This is a genomic window from Phenylobacterium sp. (assembly GCF_036563285.1).
In the GTDB taxonomy this organism is placed as follows: domain Bacteria; phylum Pseudomonadota; class Alphaproteobacteria; order Caulobacterales; family Caulobacteraceae; genus Phenylobacterium.
On record NZ_DATCMR010000011.1, the window covers coordinates 810,335 to 831,512 of the forward strand.

General features: G+C 69.3%; 17 protein-coding genes and 2 pseudogenes. 5 read left to right on the forward strand and 14 right to left on the reverse strand.

What is annotated here, in order from left to right; all coding sequences use genetic code 11:
* The 5 genes from VIL76_RS14780 to VIL76_RS14800 all read right to left on the reverse strand — a co-directional run bounded on the left by VIL76_RS14780 (position 1) and on the right by VIL76_RS14800 (position 4,960).
* The gene (locus tag VIL76_RS14780) at positions 1-786 is read right to left on the reverse strand and encodes a phosphatase PAP2 family protein (protein ID WP_332045797.1); all 786 of its coding nucleotides are present in this window, start codon (positions 784-786) and stop codon (positions 1-3) included.
* A 97-nt stretch (positions 787-883) separates the two neighbouring features.
* Entirely contained in the window at positions 884-1,948 is a 1,065-nt protein-coding gene (locus VIL76_RS14785; RefSeq protein ID WP_332045798.1) for a 1,9-bis(guanidino)-5-aza-nonane synthase, read from the reverse strand.
* Positions 1,949-2,047: 99 nt separating this feature from the next.
* Positions 2,048-3,316, reverse strand: a complete 1,269-nt coding sequence (locus VIL76_RS14790; RefSeq protein WP_332045799.1) for a type III PLP-dependent enzyme — start codon at positions 3,314-3,316, stop codon at positions 2,048-2,050.
* 237 nt (positions 3,317-3,553) lie between these two features.
* Positions 3,554-4,630, reverse strand: a complete 1,077-nt coding sequence (locus VIL76_RS14795; protein WP_332045800.1) for a hypothetical protein — start codon at positions 4,628-4,630, stop codon at positions 3,554-3,556.
* A gap of 66 nt (positions 4,631-4,696) precedes the next feature.
* Positions 4,697-4,960 (reverse strand): hypothetical protein, encoded by a 264-nt coding sequence (locus VIL76_RS14800; protein WP_332045801.1) that lies wholly within the window; start codon positions 4,958-4,960, stop codon positions 4,697-4,699.
* A 62-nt stretch (positions 4,961-5,022) separates the two neighbouring features.
* Between VIL76_RS14800 and phnC the strand changes: the two genes are divergently transcribed.
* The 3 genes from phnC to phnE are packed head-to-tail and all read left to right on the forward strand — an operon-like array spanning position 5,023 to position 7,660.
* Positions 5,023-5,817: a phosphonate ABC transporter ATP-binding protein gene (gene phnC, locus VIL76_RS14805; RefSeq protein WP_332045802.1), complete on the forward strand. Its 795-nt coding sequence runs from the start codon at positions 5,023-5,025 to the stop codon at positions 5,815-5,817.
* Positions 5,814-6,833, forward strand: coding sequence for a phosphate/phosphite/phosphonate ABC transporter substrate-binding protein (phnD, locus tag VIL76_RS14810; RefSeq protein WP_332045803.1), 1,020 nt, complete (start codon positions 5,814-5,816; stop codon positions 6,831-6,833). Before phnC ends, phnD begins: the two co-directional genes overlap by 4 nt.
* Entirely contained in the window at positions 6,833-7,660 is an 828-nt protein-coding gene (phnE, locus tag VIL76_RS14815) for a phosphonate ABC transporter, permease protein PhnE (protein ID WP_332045804.1), read from the forward strand. The genes phnD and phnE overlap by 1 nt, the downstream gene beginning before the upstream one ends.
* Before the next feature lie 146 nt (positions 7,661-7,806).
* Here the strand turns inward: phnE and VIL76_RS14820 are convergent, their stop codons facing one another.
* Positions 7,807-8,904: a glycosyltransferase family 1 protein gene (locus tag VIL76_RS14820; protein WP_332046509.1), complete on the reverse strand. Its 1,098-nt coding sequence runs from the start codon at positions 8,902-8,904 to the stop codon at positions 7,807-7,809.
* Positions 8,905-9,030: 126 nt separating this feature from the next.
* Positions 9,031-9,216 (reverse strand): annotated as a pseudogene (locus VIL76_RS14825) (TetR/AcrR family transcriptional regulator); the annotation flags it as partial.
* Between the two features lie 221 nt (positions 9,217-9,437).
* Here VIL76_RS14825 and VIL76_RS14830 point away from each other — a divergent pair.
* Positions 9,438-10,070, forward strand: coding sequence for a helix-turn-helix domain-containing protein (locus VIL76_RS14830; protein ID WP_332045805.1), 633 nt, complete (start codon positions 9,438-9,440; stop codon positions 10,068-10,070).
* Between the two features lie 276 nt (positions 10,071-10,346).
* Here the strand turns inward: VIL76_RS14830 and VIL76_RS14835 are convergent, their stop codons facing one another.
* From VIL76_RS14835 to VIL76_RS14845, 3 genes are all read right to left on the reverse strand, one after another.
* A complete protein-coding gene (locus VIL76_RS14835) occupies positions 10,347-11,336 on the reverse strand; it encodes a D-2-hydroxyacid dehydrogenase (protein WP_332045806.1) in 990 nt (329 codons plus the stop codon).
* Positions 11,337-11,381: 45 nt separating this feature from the next.
* The gene (locus tag VIL76_RS14840) at positions 11,382-13,448 is read right to left on the reverse strand and encodes a redoxin family protein (protein WP_332045807.1); all 2,067 of its coding nucleotides are present in this window, start codon (positions 13,446-13,448) and stop codon (positions 11,382-11,384) included.
* Positions 13,449-13,694: 246 nt separating this feature from the next.
* On the reverse strand, positions 13,695-15,434 hold the full coding sequence (locus tag VIL76_RS14845) for a DUF885 domain-containing protein (RefSeq protein ID WP_332045808.1): 1,740 nt from the start codon (positions 15,432-15,434) through the stop codon (positions 13,695-13,697).
* Between the two features lie 112 nt (positions 15,435-15,546).
* Between VIL76_RS14845 and VIL76_RS14850 the strand changes: the two genes are divergently transcribed.
* The gene (locus VIL76_RS14850) at positions 15,547-16,959 is read left to right on the forward strand and encodes an amino acid permease (protein ID WP_332045809.1); all 1,413 of its coding nucleotides are present in this window, start codon (positions 15,547-15,549) and stop codon (positions 16,957-16,959) included.
* 8 nt (positions 16,960-16,967) lie between these two features.
* On the opposite strand, the gene rfbA is transcribed toward VIL76_RS14850, so the two are convergent.
* The 4 genes and pseudogenes from rfbA to VIL76_RS14875 form a co-directional block, all read right to left on the reverse strand.
* Complete coding sequence (rfbA, locus tag VIL76_RS14855) at positions 16,968-17,867, reverse strand: glucose-1-phosphate thymidylyltransferase RfbA (protein WP_332045810.1); 900 nt, start codon at positions 17,865-17,867, stop codon at positions 16,968-16,970.
* Positions 17,864-18,763, reverse strand: a complete 900-nt coding sequence (rfbD, locus tag VIL76_RS14860) for a dTDP-4-dehydrorhamnose reductase (RefSeq protein ID WP_332045811.1) — start codon at positions 18,761-18,763, stop codon at positions 17,864-17,866. Before rfbD ends, rfbA begins: the two co-directional genes overlap by 4 nt.
* Positions 18,760-19,813 (reverse strand): annotated as a pseudogene (gene rfbB, locus VIL76_RS14865) (dTDP-glucose 4,6-dehydratase). Before rfbB ends, rfbD begins: the two are co-directional and overlap by 4 nt.
* 125 nt (positions 19,814-19,938) lie before the next feature.
* A complete protein-coding gene (locus tag VIL76_RS14875; protein ID WP_332045813.1) occupies positions 19,939-21,171 on the reverse strand; it encodes a serine hydrolase domain-containing protein in 1,233 nt (410 codons plus the stop codon).
* Positions 21,172-21,178: the final 7 nt, after the last annotated feature.

The window sequence follows — 21,178 nt, forward strand, 5'->3', positions numbered from 1 at the left end:
TCACCAGGGCGTCTTCGCCGTGACCTGCGCCTCCGCCGCACAGCTCGCCGGCGCATAGGCGGCGGACTTGCGAACGGCCTCGACCTCGGCCCGAGCGGCTTCCAGGTCGGCGCGGAACTTGGCGTCGCCGTGCAGGGTGGCGAACAGCGCCGCCCCGTTGGTGCGGCCGGCCTCCACCGCGCTCCAGGAGTGGACGCCGCACACCGCGCGGCTCTCGCCGAACGCGCGGCCGCGGACCAGGATCGGGGTGGCGCGGTCCGGCGCGAGCTCGGTGAGGATCAGGCCCACGACCCAGCCCCAGGTCACGTGCCCAGACGGATAGTCGGGGCTGTCGGCGAGCGCCTTGGTCTTGTCCACGCAGATCGGGCCGTCCTCGATCAGGTACGGCCGCTTGCGCTTGAAGACGTCCTTCACGCTGGCCACCTGTTGGCCGGAGTCCAGGCCCACCCTGGAGAGCAGGGCCGCGAGGCGCGGCGCGTTCTGGGGCGTCAGCTGCGCCCCCATCGCGCAGGAGAAGTTCTCCAGCATCTTCGGCACCGCCGTCGGCACGTCGTTCTGCGCCAGGGCCCAGCGGGGCGAGCCCTGCAGCTTGCGCATCTCCCGGTAGGTCGCCTGGTCTATCCCCTCGCGCGGCGAGCCGGTGGCGGGCGCGGGGGGCAGGATCTTCGCCGCGTCCGGCCACTTGGCCGGGCCGAGATAACCGATGGGGGGCGCCGGCTGCTGGGCGACGGCGGCGCCGACAGCCAGAGCGGCCGCGGCGGTCAGCCCGATTGCGATGCGTTTCATGATCTCCCCACTGGCTTTGGGCAATCATGGCCGGGCGGGAGGCAAAAAGAAAACGGCCGGGGATCGCTCCCCGGCCGCATCGGCTTTGCAGCGGCGCCTAGGCCGCCTTGTTGAACAGGTCGGCCCAGCGGCGCTTCTTCCGCGCCTTGTGGGCGCCGAGGTGCCAGGCGTTCGACGCGATCAGCGGGATGACCGTGGTCGCTTCCGCGAACACCATCTGCTCCCAGGTCACGTCGACCTTGCCCCAGGAGCAGGCCTCCTTGAGCGTCGAGGACGAGCAGGCGCCGTCGCGCACGTCGGCCACGGTGATCTGCACCGCGTACTTGTGCATCTCGACGTCCTCGTGGCCGAGGATCTCGGCGCAGACCACGGTGTCCTGCGCGAAGTTCTTCGGCACCCCGCCGCCGACCATCAGCAGGCCCGTGCTGCCGGCCGCGATCTTGATCTCGGTCAGCTCACGGAAGTCGGCCGCGCTGTCGATCGACAGGTAGGGCTTGCCCGCCTTCATCCGCTCCACCTGGTGCTTCACGAGGCCGAAGCCCGCGGAGCAGTCGGAGAAGGCCGGCACGAAGATCGGCACGCCCTCGTGGTAGCAGAGCTCCACCAGGCTTTCCGGCTTCCTGGCGTTCCCCTCGGCCAGCCACTTGCCCATCTCGTAGATGAACTCGCGGGAGGAGTAGGGGCGCGGCTCGAGCTTCTCGCAAAGCTCGTAGATCACCGCGTCGCAGGCCTGCAGCTCTTCCTCGTCGATGTAGGTGTCGTAGATCCGGTCGATGTAGAGGTCGCGCAGGTCGCGGTCGTCGACGTTGGACTGGGCCTGGTAGTGCTTGAAGCCAAGCGCCTCGAAGAAGTCCATGTCGACGATGGAGGCGCCGGTCGCGACGATCGCGTCGATCATCCCGTACTTCACCATGTCGCGGTAGATGTGCATGCAGCCCGCCGCGCTCGTGGAGCCGGCCAGGGTGAGCCAGGTCGAGCAGGCCTGGTCCTCGAGCGACATGGTCCAGATGTCGGCCGCACGGGCCGTGTCGCGGCTCGTGAAGCTCATCTTGCGCATGGCGTCGATGATCGGGCGGGCGTCGTACTGGTCGATAGCCACGTGCTCGACGGTGTTGGCGAGCAGTTCGGCCTTGCGGTTGGTGTTCTGAACGGGAGCGTTCATTCCAAAAGTTCCCTTTGGGTTTGATCGCCCGTCCATAGAAGAGGCGCGACCGGGACGGAGCGACCGGCCGCGCCTTTAACACTTAAACGGCGTGTGTTGTTACCGCCGGCGGCCCTTCTTGCCGGCCGCGCCCTTGGGACGCGACAGGCGCACGACCTTGCGCTCCTCCTCCCGCTCGCGCGGCAGGCGGATGGTGCGGCCGGCGAGGCCGAACATGGAGGCCATGGGCGCATCGGACACCGCCACGGTCTCGGCGTCGCCGAAGCCGTTGAAGCGGGTGTTCATGGCGATCCCGTAGGCGCCCAGCATGCCGATCTCGATGTAGTCGCCCTCGCGGATGTCCTCCGGCAGCCAGAACGGGCCCGGCATATGGTCGATGGAGTCGCAGGTCGGACCGTAGAAGCGAAAGGGCTTCAAGGGGCCCTCCACTTCGCAGGCCTCGCCGTCCTCGCCGCGGTAGAGCTTCACCGGGAAGGGCCACTTGGAGTGCGCGGCGTCGAACAGGCTGCCGTAGCTGCCGTCGTTCAGATAGAGCGCGTCGCCCTTCTTCAGCTCGACCTTGGTGAGCACGGAGGAGGCTTCCGCCACCAGCGCACGGCCAGGCTCGGCCCACAGCTCGGTGTCCTCGTGGACGCTCATCTCCGCGAAGCCGCGGTGGATGGAGTCCGCATAGTCCGCCAGATCCGGCGGGACCATGCCCGGGTACACCGACGGGAAGCCGCCGCCCACGTCGACCACGTCCACCAGCACGCCGGCGCGGATGATCGCGCGGTTGGCCTGGGCCATTGCGGCCTGGAACGCCGTCGGGCGCATGCACTGGCTGCCCACGTGGAACGAGACGCCCATGCGGTCCTGGGTGGCGCGGCGGGCGGCCAGCAGCAGGGCCGGAGCCTCGTGGCTGGGGACGCCGAACTTGCCCGAGAGCGAGTAGGCCGCGCCGTCCGCGGAGACCGCCAGGCGCACGATCAGGGAGAGATCGTCCGCGTCGCCGGTCGCCTCGAGGATCTTGGCGAGCTCCTCGTGGGTGTCGAGGGCGAAGGTCTTCACGCCGTGGTCGAAGTAGGCCTGCGCGATCGCGCGGCGGCTCTTCACCGGGTGCATGAAAGCCATGCGGGAGCCCGGCGCGTGCTGCGCGACCAGCTCGATCTCAGGGACCGAGGCCACATCGAAGGACGCCACGCCGCTCGCCGCGAGGGTTTCGATCACCCACGGGGAGGGGTTCGCCTTAACGGCGTAGAAGACGTCGCCTTGAAAGTTGTCCTGGAACCAGCGCGCCGCTACCGCCACCGCATCCGGTCGCGCAAATGCGACGGGACGCTCCGGTGACCGCTCACGGACCAGGTCCAGGGGCGTATGGTACTTGTGCACCTCACGCAGCCCCCAACGTATTGTTGAACCCAATCCGGCGTTAGCAGCGCTTTTTAGGACATCGGGTCCGCCGGAAGCCGCGAGATAGGGCCCCCGGACCCCGATGTAAAGAGACTAACGACTGCGACGTCGCGTCTCTACTCGGAACAGCGTTACGTTATTCTCGTAACTGTGGCGCTCGGGACTCAGTAACAGCCCAGGCTGTGGCCGCGAAACACAGGTGATTCGCTTAGCGTTTCAGCGCCTTGCGGCGAAGGTCGAGCCGCGCTCCTGCAGCTCGATAAGCTGGTCGGCGGACAGCTTTTCGCCCGCCTCGGCGACCTTGGCCACGAACCCCGCGCTGATCCCACGATCTCGCAACTCGATGAGCTCGTCCGGGCTCAGGTGGCCGTAGCCCACCGAGACCAGCTGCTGGACGAAGGAGGTGGAGACGCCGTGGTCGCGCATGCGGACCATGTCGGGGGCCGACACGCGGCGATAGCCGGACTTCTGCAGCCCCTCGATGAAGGCGGCCGAGACCCCATGGTCGCGCATCTGCACCAGGTCGTCGGTGGAGAGCCCGCCGTAGCCCGCCTTGCGCACAGCGCCCAGCCAGTCGGCGGACACGCCGTGGTCGCGCAGGCGCACCAGCTCGTCGGCCGACAGCCGGTCGTAGCCGGCGTCCCGAAGGGCCGCGACGTACTTGGCGCTGACGCCGTGGTCGCGGGTGCGGACCAGCGCGTCGACGCGGCCGAGACGATAGCCGGCGGCGCCCATCTCCTGCAGGTACGTCAGGTTCGCGCCGTGGTCGCCGGCGCTGACCAGGTCGTGGACGCTGGGGGTGGCATATCTCTGGCGCGCCAGCTCGTTCACGTAGGCCAGGCCGATGTTGCTCATGGTGAGCCGGAAGAGCTGGGCCTCGCTGGGCTCGCCGATCCCGCGCTGCCGCAGGGTCTGGGCGAAGGCGGCGCTGGCCTGGAAGCGGCAGTCCCCGGAGCCGCGCTGGGACTGGACCTCGCCCTGGCAGTCCAGCGCGCCGGCGTCGCGGGTCACGCGGAAGCGGACCGGCTGCTTCGTCTTCGCGTCCAGCTGGGCCGCCGTCAGGCCGGCGAGCTCGCTGACCGGCCGGGTGTGGCTGTACATGCTGCGGCCGCCTTGGGAGCGATAGCTCAGGCTGAGCTGCACCGTGTTCGGGTCGTCGTGGGGCGAGATCGCCCAGGAGAGCACCTCCGGGACCTGCTGGGCCAACGCGGTGACCGCGGCCACGGCCGCCAGGGCGCCGGCCATCCCCGCGGCGGTGATGATCGGTCGGCGGGGCAGGACGCGCGGGGCCATGGAGCTCTCTCCTTCGAGCCGACGCAGCCTCGTCCTTCGCCGAACGCCGGTAAACGGCTGGCGGGATTAAATTTTCGACAGGCTGAGGAGGAAGAGGCCCAGCGCGAGCAGGCCCGCTCCGACCCCGATCCGGGCCGCCACGACGGTAAGCCGCAGGAGGCGGCCGCCGAACTCGCGGTGTTCGTCCGTCCAGATCCAGACCAGCCCGGCCCACAACCCCGCGCGCGTGTCCCTGGTCGCCCACTCCGGCGCCCGGGCCCCGCGCAGCGAGGCCCGCGCCGCAAGCCGGCTGGACCAATCCGCAGGCGCCGTGTCATGAAGCCGTCGCAAGTTGTGGCCGACTCTCGCGTTTGCCGCCTTGCGCCTGCGCCACCGGGGAACCATCGCCCTCCATGTCCGACGCCGCCGTTCTGTCCATACGGAACGTCTCCAAGACCTTTGGCGCGCGCCGCGCGCTGGACCGTGTTTCGCTGGACGTGGCGAAGGGCGAGATGATCGCGCTCATCGGCCCGTCGGGTTCGGGGAAGTCCACCCTGCTGCGCTCGATCAGCGCGCTGCAGACCATCGACGGCGGCGAGGGCCGCATCGAGGCGTTCGGCGAGCCGGTGCAGGAGAACGGCCGGCTGTCGCGCCAGGTGCGCCGCATCCGCACCCGCATCGGCATGATCTTCCAGCAGTTCAACCTGGTCGGCCGCCTCAGCCTGTTCAACAACGTGGTGCTGGGCTCGCTGGGCCGCATCGGCGGGATGCAGGGCACCTTCGGCCTGTGGCCCAGGGAGACCAAGGACGCCGCCATGGCCGCCCTCCACCGGATGGGGGTCGCCGAATATGCCGGCCAGCGGGCGAACACCCTGTCCGGCGGCCAACAGCAGCGCGGCGCCATCGCCCGCGCCCTGGTCCAGAAGGCCAAGATCGTGCTCGCCGACGAGCCCGTGGCCTCCCTCGATCCCGTCTCCGCCCGCCGGGTCATGGAGGCCCTGAAGAAGCTGAACGACGAGGATGGCCTGACCGTCGTCGTCACCCTGCACCAGGTGGACTACGCCATGCGCTATTGCCGGCGGGTGGTGGCGCTGAAGGCCGGCAAGATGGTCTACGACGGCTCGGCCGAGGGCCTGACGCGCGACAAGCTCATCGACATCTATGGCCCGGAATTCGAAGACGTCTTCTGGGAGGGAGCCCCCAAATGATCCCCCACCTGGTTCGGCGCCGCCTGCTGGCCGGCCTGGCGCTCGCCGGCGTGATGACGCTCGGCGCCTGCGGCGACCAGCCGTCCCAGCGCGCCACCTCCACCAAGGAGCTGACGTTCTCGATCCTGTCGGCCGAGAACCAGGCCTCCATGGGCCCCATCTGGCAGCCGCTGCTCGACGACATGAGCGCCCAGATCGGGGTGAAGGTGAAGCCGTACTTCGCCACCAACTACACCTCCCTGATCGAGGCGATGCGCTTCAACCAGGTGCAGATGGGCTGGTTCTCGGCCCTGCCGGCGCTGGAGGCCACGCGCCGGGCGCAGGGCGAGGTCCTGGGCCGCGTCGTCGACGCCGGCGGCGAGGACAGCTACCTCTCCGTCCTGATCGTGAAGAAGGGCAGCGGGCTCACGCTCGACAAGGTCCTGCAGTGCGACCGGACGCTGAACTTCGGCCTCGGCGACGCCAAGTCGACGTCCGGCACCCTGGCGCCGATGACCTACCTGTTCACGCCGCGCAACATCGAGCCGGCCAAGTGCTTCAAGGCGGTGCGCTCGGCGAGCCACCAGGCCAACGCCTTCTCGGTCGCCAACGGCCTCGTCGACGTCGCCACCAACAACACCGTCGGCCTCCTCTTCCTGCAGCGGCAGAGCCCGCAGACCGCCGAGAAGATCGAGGTCATCTGGCGCTCGCCGCCGATCCCGGAGTCCTCGATCGTCGTCCGCAAGGACATGGACCCGGCCCTGAAGGAGAAGATCCGCCAGTTCTTCCTCACCTACGGCGTGGGCGAGGGGCCGGACAAGGACCGCCAGCGCGAGGTGCTGAAGGCGATGACCTACGGCGGCTTCCGCGCCGCGGACAACAGCTACCTCGACCCGATCCGCGAGATGGAGGCCGCAGAAGCCGTGGCCGACGCCCGCCGCTCCGGCGACCAGGGCCGCATCGCCAAGGCCCAGGCCGAATTCGACAAGATCCAGGCCGCGGCCGCCCAGAAGCGCGCCAAGGAACCCGACGTCTGATGAGCGCCGCAGACATCCATCCGCCCGGAATCCAGGACTCCGGGATCCCGCCCGCGCCGTCGCGGACGCTCGGCCAGCGCGCCCCGGACATCCTGATCTGGGGCGGGGTGATCCTGCTGCTGATGATCGCCTTCAAGCCGGTGGAGATGGCCAACGTCACGCGCCTGTTCACCAACTCCGAGAACATGCGCCTCTACGGCAAGGAGCTGCTCCAACCGGACTTCACCAACATCCGGCTGTACATCTCCCAGATGTGGCTGACGGTGCAGATCGCGCTGTGGGGCACCGCCCTGGCCGTCGTCTTCGCGATCCCCTTCGGCCTCGCCTGCTCGCGCAACATCGCGCCGGTATGGCTGCAGCAGCCCATGCGCCTGCTGATGAACCTGCTGCGCTCCATCCCGGACCTGGTGATGGGCACGCTGTTCATCGTGGCCGTGGGGCTGGGCCCGTTCGCCGGGGTGATGGCGCTGGCGTTGAACACCGGCGGCGTGCTCGCCAAGCTGTTCTCGGAGGCCGTGGAGTCCATCGACAAGGGCCCGGTCGAAGGGGTCCGCGCGACCGGCGCCACGCCGCTGCAGGAGGTGGTCTGGGGGGTGATCCCGCAGGTCGCGCCACTGTGGACGAGCTACGCCCTGTACCGCTTCGAATCCAACTCCCGTTCGGCGACGGTGCTGGGCCTGATCGGCGCCGGCGGCATCGGCCAGGTGCTGTTCGAGAGCCTCAACGCCTTCGCCTACAACCAGCTGTCGGCGATCGTCATCGTCATCGTGGTGGCCGTGAGCCTGATCGACCTGCTCAGCCAGGCCATGCGGAGCCGGCTGCTCTGATTTCCCTCCCCTGATGGGGAGGGAAAGGCCGCGCGAGCGCCCAGGGTGAGGAGGTCTGGGGCGGGATCTCGGAGTCGGCGTTTGATCGCGACTTCCTCACCCGGCTGGCCGTCGGGCGAGCTGTCCCTCCCCGGCGGGGAGGGAAACTACGCCGCCTCGGGGCGCCTGCGCCGCACGCGCGCCAGCCGGCGCAGCCTGCGCCAGAACCGCGTCTTCTCCGGCTCCGGGTAGGGCTGCAGGTTGCGCACGAAGTCCTCGGCGCAGGACCGCCACGAGAAGGTCTCGGCGAACGCCCGCACCTGCTTGCGGTCGAGGTCCAGGCAGGCCAGGCAGGCTTCCTTCAGCCCCTCGGTGGCGCTCTTGGCCAGGGCGCCGGCGCTGGAGCCCGGGATGATGTCGATCGGCCCCGGCGCCGGGTAGGCGGCCACCGGTGTGCCGCAGGCCATGGCCTCCAGCAGGACCAGGCCGAAGGTGTCGGTGAGCGAGGGGAAGACGAAGACGTCGGCGCAGTTGTAGTGCTGGGTCAGCTCCTCGCCGGACTTGGAGCCGACGAACACCGCCTCCCTGTACTTGGCCTTCAGCTCCTCGAGCTGCGGCCCTGGGCCGACCACCACCTTGGTGCCGGGCAGGTCGAGGCCCAGGAAGGCCTCGATGTTCTTCTCCACCGCGACCCGGCCCACATAGAGGAACACCGGCCGCTGCAGCTCGGCGAAGATGTCCGGCTCGCCCTCCCGCCTGGGGTGGAACATCTCGGTGTCCACGCCGCGCGACCAGGCCGAGATGTTGCGGAAGCCGTGCTGGGTCAGCTCGTCGCGCATGGTGGGCGTCGCCACCATCAGCCGGCCCGACGGCTTGTGGAACCACTTCATGTAGGCGTAGCCGGCGGCCAGCGGCAAAGGCAGGCGCGCCGAGACGTATTCCGGGAATCGCGTGTGGTAGCTGGTCGTGAACGGCAGCTTCCACTCCACGCAGATGCGCCGCGCGGCGAGCCCGATGGGCCCCTCGGTGGCGATGTGGATGGCTTCCGGCTCGAAGGCCTTGAAGCGCTCCTGCACCGGCTCGTAGACGCCGATGGCGACCTTGATCTCCGGGTAGGTCGGCAGGGGGAAGGTCTTGAACTCGTTGGGGTGGATCACGTCCACCACGTGCCCCATCTCGCGCAGCTCCTTCACCGTGCGGGTGAGGGTGCGGACCACGCCATTGACCTGCGGCTCCCAGGCGTCGGTGGCGATCAGGATGCGCATCGGCCGGTGCACGTCGCGCGCCGCATTGATCGCCTCGCGGATGCGCGGCAGGGCGCGGCCGGGCCTGGGCTTGGTCTCGCTGGTGACGGCCTGGTTCTGCATCCAGGCCCAGAAGGCGCCGAGCAGGGCCTCCTTGGTGGGGAAGTAGCGGTAGACGGTCCGCTCGCCGAGGCCGGCGTCCTTCGCGATCTCCGCGAAGGAGAGGTCCTCGAGGCTGCCGCGCTCCATCTGCCGGCCCACGGCCCGCATGATCTGTTCGCGGGTCTCCGCCCGTTGCCGGTCGCGGAGCGTCGGGGGCAGGGGCGTCTTCATGGCAGTGGCACTGTCATCAATTCGCCCCGGGTGTCAATCGACCGGCGTTATGCGGAATGGACTTCGTTGCACGTTCGCCGAACGGATTCTGCCGCTCGAAGAGGCGGTTTGGCCGTTCGTCGCGAACTGCCCCCTTGCAGGGCTGGCGGGGCGACCTCTTGTTCACTAGGTAGCGTGAGCTTGAGCAGACCCTCCCCAGGTCGCCTCCAAAGTTGGTCTCGATGGACGCCCGAACCTATCTGGCGAAGGCGACGCCCAAGTCGCTGCGCACCCGCGCGCGCATCCTGGACGCCGCCATGCGCCTCTTCGCGGAGATCGGCTATCACGCCGCCACCAATGCCCTGATCGCCGACGCCGCGAAGCTGACGCGCGGCGCGATGCTCTACCACTTCGCCACCCGCGAGGAGCTGGTGGAGGCCGCCATCGCCCATATCGAGGTGGAGCGGGCGCGGCTGTTCGAGCAGGCGGGATCGCAGCCGCATCCGCCGGGCGTGGACGCCTCCGAACACGCCATCGACGCCTACTGGGCGCTGCTGCACGAGACGCCCTTCGTGGCCTTCGCCGAGCTGGAGGCGGCGGCCCGAACCGACCCCATGCTGCGCGAGCGCCTGGCCGCGGCCCAGAGCGCCTTCGACCACGCCCAGGTCGGCCGCTTCGGCGCCATGGCCTCGGCCGGGGCCGACCCGCGTTTCCAGACCAGCCGCGACCTGGGCCGCTTCCTGCTGGAGGGCCTTGCCAGGGGCGCCATGACCTACGACGAACGCGCCCGCCGCGAACGCCTGCTGACGGTCGTGAAGCGCGCCGTCCGCATGCTCAACCGCAAGGGCGACATCCACGAGCTCTGGGCCGACTAGCCTTCCCTCCCCTGATGGGGAGGGACAGACCGCGAAGCGGTCAGGGTGAGGGAGTCCCGATCAAGCGCTGACCCCGGCCTGTTCCCTCTCCACCGAGCGGCAGCGAGGGGGAGAGGGTCAGGGTGAGGCCCGGCTGGGCAAACACCGGATGCCAGCCCAAGGGCCCTCCCGCCGGCCCGACCACCGGGGCCCTCGAGCCGTCATCCGGCGCACCCGGTCTTTACGAGCCGGACCTCACCCCGGCCCTCTCCCGCGCAGCGGGAGAGGGAGAGTGCGTCACCCTTCCCCCGCCAGCACGTCCTTCGGATCGGCCTCGTTGAGCAGCGGCTCGCCGCGCACGTAGCGGCCGAGGTTTTCGACGAACAGCTCGTCGTTTCGACCGCCCTGGCCTTCGGTGGCGCCCGAGTTGTGCGGCGTGAGGCTCACCCGCGGATGGGCCCAGAACGGGCTGTCGGCCGGCAGGGGCTCTGTCTCGAAGACGTCCAGCAGGACGTGTTCGGGAACGCCGCGGTCCAGGGCCGCCAGCAGGGCCGGCTCGTCCACGAGTCCGCCGCGGCCGACGTTCACCAGCACCGAGCCGGGCCTCATGGTCGCGAGGAACTCGGCATCGACCAGGTGGCGGGTTTCCGGCGTCAGCGGGCAGGCCAGAACCACCACGTCGGCGCGCGGCAGCAGGCGCGGCAGGTCGGCGAGTGCGGCGATCTCGTCGGCGCATGGGTGGGAGCCCTGGCTGCGGCGCACCCCCACGACGCGGGCCCCGAACGCCTTGGCGCGGCGGGCGACGCCCTCGCCGATCGCCCCGAAGCCGATCACCACCCAGTGGGTATCCATGATCTCGCGGACCTGCATCCGCTTCCACTCGCGGGCGGCTTGGGCGGCGCGGCGCTCGGGCCAGCGGCCGAGGTGGTCCAGGACGCCGGCGATCACGTATTCGGCCATGCCGACGGCCTGGCCGTGGCTGGTGGTCAGTCGCACGCCGCGGGCGACCAGCTGGCTGAAGATCGGATGGTCGAAGCCCGCAGCGCCGCTCTGCAGCCACTTCAGCGACGGCGCCTTCAGCAGGCTGACGGAGTAGTCGCGCGCCACGGGCCCGAACCAGACGTCGGCGTTGGCCCAGGCCGCTTCGGGCGCGGCGTCCTCGAGGGACACCGGCTGGCCATCCAGCGTCAGCTCGCCCGTTTCGCTGAAAAGAACGGGCTCGACTCCCAGGGGGGAGATCGAGCCCTGCAGCCTCCGGAAGGAGGGTTCGTAGATGAGTAGGCGCATGCGCTCCGTCCCTGGCCGGCTGGCGGCCAGGGACGGAGGCTTAGCTCATTGCCCGCCCGAGGACGAGCCGGCTTCGGCCGACTGTTGCCGGCGACGGTTGCCCATCATGGCCTGGGCGGCGGCGAGCTCGGTCTTGTCGAGCGCGGCGTCGCCGTTCTTGTCGAGCGCGGCCCAGTATTGAGCGAGCGCCTTACCCATCTGGCCGCGCAGCTCGGCCTTCTGCAGCTTCCCGTCGATGTCGTCATCGAGCATGAAGAGCATCCGGCCCTGGTTCATGATGTCGTCGTAGTTCACCTGCTTGGTCGCGGTCTCGTCGACCCAGCGGTAGCGAACCGCGGTGTAGAACATCTCCTCGAACGACTGGTCCCCCCACACGATCTCCTTGGTGGGGTCCGGGTTGGCCGGATTCCGCTTGGAGTTGTCGTACCAGTAGTGGGCGATCAGCTTCGAGCCCGCGGGCACCTTCAGCGGCTCGGCGAAGGTGTACTCGCGCTGCCAGTTGAAGTCGTACCGCGGCATGGCCAGGAGCAGCTTCTCCTTGCCGTCCGGGTAGCGGATCCACAGGTCCGAGGCGTAGCCGCGGTAGTGGGCGTGCGGGAAGGCGGAGTAGAGCAGGGCGTCCTTCGGGAACTCGAGGTACGAGGTCTCCTTGTGACGGCCTTCGCCGGCCGGGATGACGATCGTGTTGTCCACGATCACCGAGTTCCGCATGACCAGGCCGGGCTTCTCGTTCTCCTTGTAGAAGTAGAGGCCGAGCAGCGACTTGTCGGTGCTCTCCTTGCCGTAGGGCGTGTAGTGCGCCTGCACGCCTACCGCGCCGCCGGCGGGCAGGTAGGTGCCGACGTTCTTGGGCCACAGGGTGGATTCAGCGCCCACCGCATAGCCGCCGACGGACGAGCCCCAGCGGCTTTCGTTGCCCTTACCGTCCTTCGGCATCTCCTTCATGTAGCCGGTCAGGAAGTGGTGCACCGCCCGACGATCGCCGACCTTGAAGGTCGAGGCCTTGATCCACTTGCCCTCGGTCAGCGGGTTGGCGACCACCGGACGCTGGTAGTCGACGATGCCCGAGGCGGGGATGGTGTAGGTCGGGATTTCCAGGACCAGATCAGGCTTGCCCAGCGGCCAGTCGGCGGCCACGCGCTGCTTGGCGGCCAGCGGGTCGGGACCGGCGCCACGCGGGGCGCCCGCCTCGATCCAGTGGACCAGCGTCTTGATCTCGGCGCGCGTCAGGCTCTTGTCGTCAGCGAACTTGCCCACGTGCGGATCGACGTTCCACGGCGGCATCCGGTCGGTGCGGATGACCTCGCGGATCATCGGGGCGAAGCCCTTGACCATGTCGTAGCTGGTCATCGCGAACGGCCCGATGGAGCCCTTCTGGTGGCAGCCGACGCACTTGGCCTCGAGGATCGGGGCGACGTCCTTGGCGTAGGAGATCTTGGCGTGCTGCGCGCGCTTCGCCCGCTCGGGGAAGTCGATCAGGCAGCCTTTGGTCTGCATCGAGACCTGCTGGATCGGCTTGCCATTGATCACCGAGTCCAGCGCGTTGGCCGCGTACGGGGTGACGTTGGCCTTCTGGGCGCCGCCGTAGTCGATGCGGTCGTCCAGCGGGCCGCGGTAGACCACCTGCCAGGTCTTCGGGTTGATCACGAACACCTCGGCGGTGCGGGTCACACCGAGCTGCTCGCCGACCAGTTGGTTGGTGTCGAGCAGGACCGGGATGTCGAGGCCGAACTCCTTGGTCTCCTCGAGGATCGCCTCGCGGTTGTCCTGCAGGTTGGAATCGAACATCAGGAACTCGACGCCCTTGGCCTTGTAGGCGTCGCGCAGCTTCTTGATCTCGGGCGTCATCGCCCGCGAGATCGGGCAGCCCACGCCGTAGGACACCAGCACGACCGCCTTGGCGTCCGCGAGACGGTAGAGCTCGTGGCCCATCATCTCGGCGTCTGCGAGCATGAAGTTGTCGACCGTGGCCGGCAGGGCGGCGACCGCGGCTTCCGTGGTCACGGCCACCGAGATGTCGGAGGCGGCGCTGAGCTTGCCGTCGGTGGTGCAGCTGGCGAGAAGGGCGCTGCTCGCGAGGAGCCCGAGCACGCCAAATCGTGCGATCATCATCGTTCAATCCTCCCCAGATCCGGATCGGCGGTAAAATAACGCCGGCGCCCGGTCAGGTCCCCTGAAATTCGCGTAATGCGGTGCGATATAAGGCGCACACCGACGTTTCGCCAATATTTCTGATCACCGATCACCTGACAGTGCTTAGATCACACTTTCCCTCTCCCGCCACGCGGGAGAGGGCTGGGGTGAGGCCCGGCTGGGCTAGCGCCGGATGCCAACCCAAGGCCTCGCGGCCGACCCCCCCTACCGCTGCGCCGCAATCCACCGATCCACCCGCGCCTCCAGGACCGCCATCGGCAGCGGTCCGGCGAGCAGCACGGCGTCGTGGAACCTGCGGATGTCGAACTTCGCGCCCAGGCCCGCCTTCGCCTTCTCCCGCAGGCGCAGGTAGGTCAGCTCGCCCACCTTGTAGCCCAGCGCCTGTCCGGGCCAGGAGACGTACCTGGCAAGCTCGGTCTCGATGTTGAGCGGCGACAGCGCTGTGTTGTCGGTGAAGCAGGACCTGGCCTGCGCCATCGTCCAGCCCTTCCAGTGGATCCCGGTGTCGGCCACCAGGCGGCAGGCGCGCCACATCTCGTACGACAGCTGCCCGAACCGCTCGTACGGATTGCGGTAGATGCCCATCTCGCCCGCCACCTTCTCGGAATAGAGCCCCCAGCCTTCGACGAAGGCGGTCAGGTTCGCCTCGCGCCGGAAGGCCGGCACGTCCTTCAGCTCCTGGGCGAGTGCGATCTGCAGGTGGTGCCCAGGGACGGCCTCGTGGGCGGTGAGCGCCGGCAGCTCGTGCAGGCCTCGCTGGTCGAGCGCGTAGGTGTTGACCATGTAGCCGCCGGCGATCCCCTGCTCAGGGCTGCCCTGCCAGTAGCGGCCGGTGGTGTAGTCGCGCTCCATGTCCTTGGGCACCGGCCGCACGCCGTACGGCAGGCGGGGCAGGGTGCCGAACCAGCCGGGCAGCTGGTCGTCGATGCGCTTGGAGATCTCCGAGGCCTTCTCCAGCAGGTCCTCGGGCGTCTGCGGATAGAACCGCGGGTCCTTGCGCAGCATGGCGATGAAGCCGGCCAGGTCGCCGGTCCAGCCGGCATCGCGCATCACGACCTGCATCTGCGCCCGGATGCGCGCCACCTCCGACTGGCCGAGCGCATGCACCTCGTCCGGCGTCATGTTCGTGGTGGTGTGGAAGCGGACCAGCCACGGGTAGTACTGCTCGCCGGCGGGCACGATGCGCACGCCCAGCCCGCGCCGCACGACCGGCAGGTACTCCCGCTCCATGAAGGCCGCGAACTCCGCCTGGGCGGGGCGGATGCGCTCGGCGATGAGGCTCCGGGCGCGCGCCCGAAGCGCCGCCTGCTCGGACGCGGGAATGGTGTCGGGCATCTTCGCCAGGGGACCCAGCAGGGCGTCGCCCTCCACCGGCGCGGCGGCGGCTTCCCTGGCCTGCTTGGCCACCAGGCTCGCCACCTCGACCGGCTGGGTGAAGCGGGTTCGCGCGCCGCGCCGGGCGTTGTCCAGGCTCTGGCGGTAGTAGGCCGGCAAGGCTTCCAGCCGGGCGAGCCAGGCGCGGGCGTCCTCGACCGAGCGGATCGGCGTCGTCGCCGCGGCATAGGCCATGTCCGTGTGGAAGCCGCTGTCGTTGAAGAACGGGATCCGCGCCTCGTCGAAGTCCAGGCTGTCGATGCGGGTGGTCAGAACCCAGGCGAGCACGTCGCGGTTCAGGCGCGCGGCCTCGGAGAGCCCGGCCTCCGGGATCGCGTCGAGCCGGGCCTTGAACGCTTTGAGGGCCGCAAGCCGCCGCGCATCGGCCGCCGGCGTCACGTCCGGGAGCCTGGAGAGCGCGTCGCGGTTGCCGAGGCGGGCGGCGGTGAAGACGTCGTCCGACAGCCAGAAGCTCTCGTAGTCCGCCACCAGCCGGGTGACGGCGGCGTCCTGCGCGTGGGCGGGCGCGGCCAGCAGCAGGAGCAGGACGGCGAGGATCAGTCGGCGCATAGGAAAAACTCCCCCGGAAGCGCGCCAAGCTGGCGCAAGCCTGCCCCGGCGCCAAGGCTTGTGCGAGCGGTCATGCCTGAGCATGGTGCAGCCTGGGTAGGGGAGGGTTCGGATGAGCTTCGTCACGCGCAGGAAGCCGGTGGAGCCGGTGGCGAGCCAGGACGGCCGCGACCTGAAGAAGACGCTCTCCTGGCCGCACCTGGTGGCGCTGGGCGTCGGCGCCATCATCGGCACCGGCATCTACACCCTGATCGGCGTCGGCGCCGGCCAGGCGGGCCCGGCGGTGATCGTCTCCTTCGCCATCGCCGGCGCGGTCTGCGCCTTCGCCGCGCTCTGCTACGCCGAGATGGCCACCCTGATGCCGCACGCGGGCTCGGCCTACACCTACTCCTACGCCGGCATGGGCGAGCTGGTGGGCTGGGTGATCGGCACGAGCCTGATCCTCGAATACACCGTGGTCTGCGCCGCCGTGGCGGTGGGCTGGAGCGGCTACGCCCAGGGCTTCCTGGAGAGCCGCGGCTGGGGCCTGCCCGAGATGCTCGCCGCTGGCCCCGGCGGCGACCCCGCCGGCCTGATCAACCTGCCGGCGGTGGTCATCATCCTGCTGGTCACCGGCATGCTGATGGTCGGCACCCGCGAGAGCGCCACAGTCAACGCCTGGCTGGTGGTCTTCAAGGTCGTGGCGCTCGCCGCCTTCGTGGTCCTGGCGCTGCCGGCCTTCGACCCGGCCAACTTCCAGCCCTTCATGCCCTTCGGCTTCAACGCCCACGAGGAGGCCGACGGGATAAAACGCGGGGTGATGGCGGCCGCCGCGGTGATCTTCTTCGCCTTCTACGGCTTCGACGCGATCTCCACGGCCGCGGAGGAGGCCAAGAACCCGGGCCGCGACCTGACCATCGGCATCGTGGGCTCCATGCTGGCCTGCGCGGCCATCTACATGATCGTGGCCGGCGCCGCCTTGGGCGCGTCGCACTTCACCGTGTTCGCCAAGAGCGGCGAGCCGCTGGCCTTCATCCTGCGCGCGCACGGCCACGACCTGGCCGCCGTGCTGATCGCCGCGGCCGCCGTGATCGCCCTGCCCACCGTGATCATGGCCTTCATGTTCGGCCAGAGCCGGGTGTTCTTCGCCATGTCCCGCGACGGCCTGCTGCCGCGCGGCCTGTCCCTGGTGGACAAGCGCGGCGTGCCCGCGGCCGTGACCCTGTTCACCGGCCTCTTCGCCGCCGCCATCGCCGGCTTCGTGCCCCTGCAGCGCCTCGCCGAGGTCGCCAACGCCGGCACGCTGGCGGCCTTCATCGGGACGGCGCTCGCCATGATGATCCTGCGCCGCCAGCGCCCGGACCTGGCCCGTCCCTTCAAGACTCCGCTCTGGTGGCTCGTGGGCCCCCTGGCGGTGGCGGGCTGCCTCTACCTCTTCTGGAGCCTGGCCGACTTCACGAAGCTGTTCTTCTTCGCATTCAATGGCTTAGGCCTGATCGTCTACCTGCTCTACGGCCGCGTGAAGAGCAGGCTCTCGACGCAATAAGGACACTCTTATTCCGCCAGCTCGTCCGCCCCCGGCGGCTTGTCGGCGAGCTCGCGCAGGTACTGGCCGTATTCGCTCTTCTTCAGGGCGTCCCCGAGCTTCGCCAGCTGGGCGCCATCGATCCAGCCCTGGCGGTAGGCGATCTCCTCGATGCAGCCGATGCGCAGGCCCTGGCGCTGCTCGAAGGTGCGGATCAGCTCGCCGGCCTGGATCAGGCTGTCGTGGGTGCCGGCGTCCTCCCAGGCGAAGCCGCGGCCCAGCAGCTCCACGTGCAGCTCGCCCCGCTCCAGGTAGAGCTGGTTCAGCGCCGTGATCTCCAGCTCGCCGCGCTCGGACCGCGTCAGGCTCTTCGCGAACTCGCTGGCGCGGCCGTCGTAGAAGTAGAGCCCGGTGACCGCGTGGTTCGACTTCGGGACCTTGGGCTTCTCCTCGATGCTGAGAGCCCGGCCGTCGGGCGTCAGCTCTACGACGCCGTAGCGCTCGGGATCGTTCACCGGATAGCCGAAGACGGTGGCGCCGTGCTCGCGCGAGGCGGCGCTGGCCAGCATCTGGCTGAAGTTCTGGCCGAAGAAGATGTTGTCTCCCAGGATCATCACGCTGGGCTCGCCGCGGACGAAGTCCTCGCCCAGCAGATAGGCCTCCGCGAGGCCGCCCGGCGTGGGTTGGACCACGTAGTCAAAGCGGACGCCGAGCTGCGAGCCGTCGCCCAGCAGCCGCTTGAAGCCCGCCTGGTCCTCCGGCGTCGTGATGATCAGCACCTCGCGCACGCCCGCCAGCAGCAGGACAGACAGCGGGTAGTAGATCATCGGCTTGTCGTAGACCGGCAGCAGCTGCTTGGAGACGGCGATGGTCAGCGGGTGCAGCCGGGTGCCGGCGCCGCCGGCCAGGATGATGCCGCGCCGGTTCATGCGTGCGCCGCCTCTTCCGCCGCCAGTTCGGCGAGGATTTCGCTGAGCGCCTCGCGCCACGGACGCGGCGTGTAGCCGAAGGTCCGCTCCAGCTTGCCGGTGTCCAGCACGCTGTACGCCGGCCGCGTCGCCGGCGTGGGGTATTCGGCGGTGGTGATCGGCTGCACCGGCGGGGCCGAGGCGCCCATGGCCTGGCGCAGGATCTCCTCCGCAAACCCCCGCCAGCTCACCTCGCCGGCGTTGGCGAAGTGGAAGAGGCCGTAGCAAGGGTCGCCCGCCTTGCCCTTGGCCAAGCGCTCGGCCTGGCTCAGCACGAAGCGCGCGAGGTCGCCCGCCGCGGTAGGCCGTCCGCGCTGGTCGTCAACCACGCGCAACGGCTGGCCGGCGCGGCCGAGCCGCAGCATGGTCTTCACGAAGTTCTTGCCGTGGGCGGAGACCACCCAGGAGGTGCGCAGCACAAGCGCGCGGGGGCAGCACGCCACGACCGTCGTCTCCCCGGAGAGCTTCGAGGCGCCGTAGACGCCGAGCGGATCCGGCTCGTCCGTCTCGACGTAGGGCGAGCCCTTGCGGCCGTCGAACACGAAGTCCGTCGAGAAGTGGACCATCGCCGGTCCGGTCAGGCCGCACATGCCGACGATGGAGGACGGCGCCTCGGCGTTCACCAGGTGGGCGGTCTCGCCATCGGTTTCAGCCTGGTCCACGGCGGTGTAGGCGGCGGCGACGATCACGAGGTCGGGCTTGCGCTCCCAGACCATGCGCGCGGCGCCTTCGGGATCGGTGAGGTCGCACTCGGCGCGCGACAGCGCGGTCAGCTCGACGGGATAATCCGGGGCGTGGCGGATCAGCTCGCGCGCCAGCTGGCCCGTGGTCCCGAACTGCAGGACGCGCACGCTCATGCCTGCTTCACGAGCCCCAGGCGCTCGGAATGGAAGCCACGCTCGCGGATGCGCTCCACCCAGTCCCAGTTCTCGACGTACCAGCGGACCGTGTCCTCGAGCCCCGCCTCCACGGGGGTGCGCGCCGACCAGCCCAGCTCCTCGCGCAGCTTCGATGCGTCGATGGAATAACGGAAGTCATGGCCGGGGCGGTCGGCCACGAACTTGATCTTCTCGGCGTGAGGGGTGTTCGCCGGCGCATACCTGTCCAGGTACTCGCACAGCCGCTGCACCACCTCGATGTTGCGCCGGGTGCCGTCCCCGCCGATGCAGTAGGTCTCGCCCAGCCGGCCCTTCTCCAGCACCAGCAGCAGGGCGTCGGCGTGGTCGTCCACGTGCAGCCAGTCGCGCACCTGTCGACCGTCGCCATAGACGGGGATGTCCTTGCCCTCCATCGCCCGGCTGATCACCGTCGGGATCAGCTTCTCGGGGAATTGGAAGGGGCCGTAGTTGTTCGAGCAGTTGGTGATCACCACCGGCAGGCCGTAGGTGCGGCCCCAGGCGCGCACCAGGTGGTCGGCCGAGGCCTTCGAGGCCGAATAGGGGGAGTTCGGGTCGTAGGGCGTCTCCTCGGTGAAGTCGCCGTCCTCGCCGAGCGAGCCGAACACCTCGTCGGTGGAGACGTGGTGGAAGCGGAAGGCCGACTTCGCCGGCTCTTCCAGGCCGTTCCAGTGCTCGCGGGCGGCCTCCAGCAGCACGGCGGTGCCGACCACGTTCGTGCGCACGAACGTCCATGGGACCTTCGATGGCGCGGTCGTTGTGGCTCTCGGCGGCCAGGTGCATCACCGCGTCGGGCCTGTGCCTGGCGAACACCGCCCGCACGGCGGCCTCGTCGCAGATGTCGACCTGCTCGAAGGCGTAGGCCGGGTGGGCGGCCACGCTCTCCACGTTCTCCAGGTTCGCTGAATAGGTCAGGGCGTCGAGGTTCACCACCTGCCAGCCGTCGGAGATCGCCCGGCGCACCACCGCCGACCCGATGAATCCGGCCCCGCCCGTGATCAGGATCTTCATTGCGTCTTTCGTCGTCGAGCGCGGCCGGAGGCTGGCCGGGCTGGTGACCCCATCCCCTGGGGCGCCGTCTTACAGCGAAACGCCGCTGGCTCAACCCTTTGGGGCGGTCCGAAAGGTCGCGCCGGCTAGGCGTTCGTCTCCATCAGGGCGGAATAGACCAGCGTCCTGAGCTCGCGGCGGATGGGGTAGGTGGACGACGGGATGAGCTGGGTCATGAACACCGCCGTGACCTCCTCGACGGGATCGACCCAGAAGGCCGTCGAGGCCATGCCGCCCCAGTAGAACTCGCCCATGGAACAGGGGATCAGGGTCTTGGGCGGGTCGAACACGACGGCGAAGCCGAGGCCGAAACCGACGCCCGCGTTGGTGCTCTCGGAGAACAGGGAGCGGGACATCTGGGTGAGGTCCGCGCCGCCTGGCAGGTGGTTCGAGGCCATCAGCCGGATGGTCTTGGGGGCCAGGATGCGCGCGCCGTCCAGCTCGCCCCCGTTCACCAGCATGTTGGCGAAGCGCAGGTAGTCGGCCGCAGTGGACACCAGACCGCCGCCGCCGGAGAGCAGGCTGGGGGGAGCGAGGTAGGGGCTGGTCTGCGGGTCGTCCTGCAGCTTCAGACCGCCCCCGGGCTTGGCCTCATAGCAGGCGGCGAAGCGGGCCTGCTGGTCGTCGCGGACATGGAAGCCGGTGTCGAGCATCTGCAGCGGCCCGAAGATCCGTTCGGCGAAGACCTGATCGAGTGGCTTGCCCGCGATCTTCTGCACCAGGTAGCCCACCACGTCCGTGGAGACCGAGTAGTTCCAGGCCTCCCCTGGCGAGAACTCCAGCGGCAGGCCGGAGAGCTGGGCGATCATCCCCTCCAGGTCCGTCCCGCCGTGCATCAGCTCGACCTTCAGCTTGCGGTAGGCGGCGTCGACGTTGGTGCGGTTCTGGAAACCGTAGGTCAGCCCCGAGGTGTGGCGCATCAGGTCGACGACCTGCATTGGCCGGGCCGGAGTCTTCGTCATGAACACAGGGTCGACGCCCGCCTCGAAGACCCCGAGGTCCTTCCATTCCGGAATGTGCTTGGACATCGGATCGTCGAGGGCGATGAGCCCCTCCTCCACGAGCGTCATCAGCGCCACGCAGGTGACCGGCTTGGTCATGGAGTAGATGCGGAAGACGGTGTCGTCGCGAAGCGCCACGCCACGCTCCGGGTCCTGCTGGCCGAGCACCGACTGGTGGACGAGCTGGCCGGCGCGGGCGAGCAGGAACTGGGCGCACGGGATCTTGCCGGCGTCGACGTAGCGCTTCAGGTGCGCATCGATCCGGCCCAGCCGCTCGGCCGAGAAGCCCAGGGTCTTGGCGCGCGTCATCTGGTCCATGGCGGGT

Coding starts and splice junctions, on each gene's coding strand:
- VIL76_RS14780 (WP_332045797.1), bottom strand. CDS start 786: ATGAAACGCATCGCAATCGGGCTGACCGCCGCGGCCGCTCTGGCTGTC.
- VIL76_RS14785 (WP_332045798.1), bottom strand. CDS start 1,948: ATGAACGCTCCCGTTCAGAACACCAACCGCAAGGCCGAACTGCTCGCC.
- VIL76_RS14795 (WP_332045800.1), bottom strand. CDS start 4,630: ATGGCCCCGCGCGTCCTGCCCCGCCGACCGATCATCACCGCCGCGGGG.
- phnC (WP_332045802.1), top strand. CDS start 5,023: ATGTCCGACGCCGCCGTTCTGTCCATACGGAACGTCTCCAAGACCTTT.
- phnD (WP_332045803.1), top strand. CDS start 5,814: ATGATCCCCCACCTGGTTCGGCGCCGCCTGCTGGCCGGCCTGGCGCTC.
- phnE (WP_332045804.1), top strand. CDS start 6,833: ATGAGCGCCGCAGACATCCATCCGCCCGGAATCCAGGACTCCGGGATC.
- VIL76_RS14820 (WP_332046509.1), bottom strand. CDS start 8,904: ATGCGCATCCTGATCGCCACCGACGCCTGGGAGCCGCAGGTCAATGGC.
- VIL76_RS14830 (WP_332045805.1), top strand. CDS start 9,438: ATGGACGCCCGAACCTATCTGGCGAAGGCGACGCCCAAGTCGCTGCGC.
- VIL76_RS14835 (WP_332045806.1), bottom strand. CDS start 11,336: ATGCGCCTACTCATCTACGAACCCTCCTTCCGGAGGCTGCAGGGCTCG.
- VIL76_RS14840 (WP_332045807.1), bottom strand. CDS start 13,448: ATGATGATCGCACGATTTGGCGTGCTCGGGCTCCTCGCGAGCAGCGCC.
- VIL76_RS14845 (WP_332045808.1), bottom strand. CDS start 15,434: ATGCGCCGACTGATCCTCGCCGTCCTGCTCCTGCTGCTGGCCGCGCCC.
- VIL76_RS14850 (WP_332045809.1), top strand. CDS start 15,547: ATGAGCTTCGTCACGCGCAGGAAGCCGGTGGAGCCGGTGGCGAGCCAG.
- rfbA (WP_332045810.1), bottom strand. CDS start 17,867: ATGAACCGGCGCGGCATCATCCTGGCCGGCGGCGCCGGCACCCGGCTG.
- rfbD (WP_332045811.1), bottom strand. CDS start 18,763: ATGAGCGTGCGCGTCCTGCAGTTCGGGACCACGGGCCAGCTGGCGCGC.
- VIL76_RS14875 (WP_332045813.1), bottom strand. CDS start 21,171: ATGGACCAGATGACGCGCGCCAAGACCCTGGGCTTCTCGGCCGAGCGG.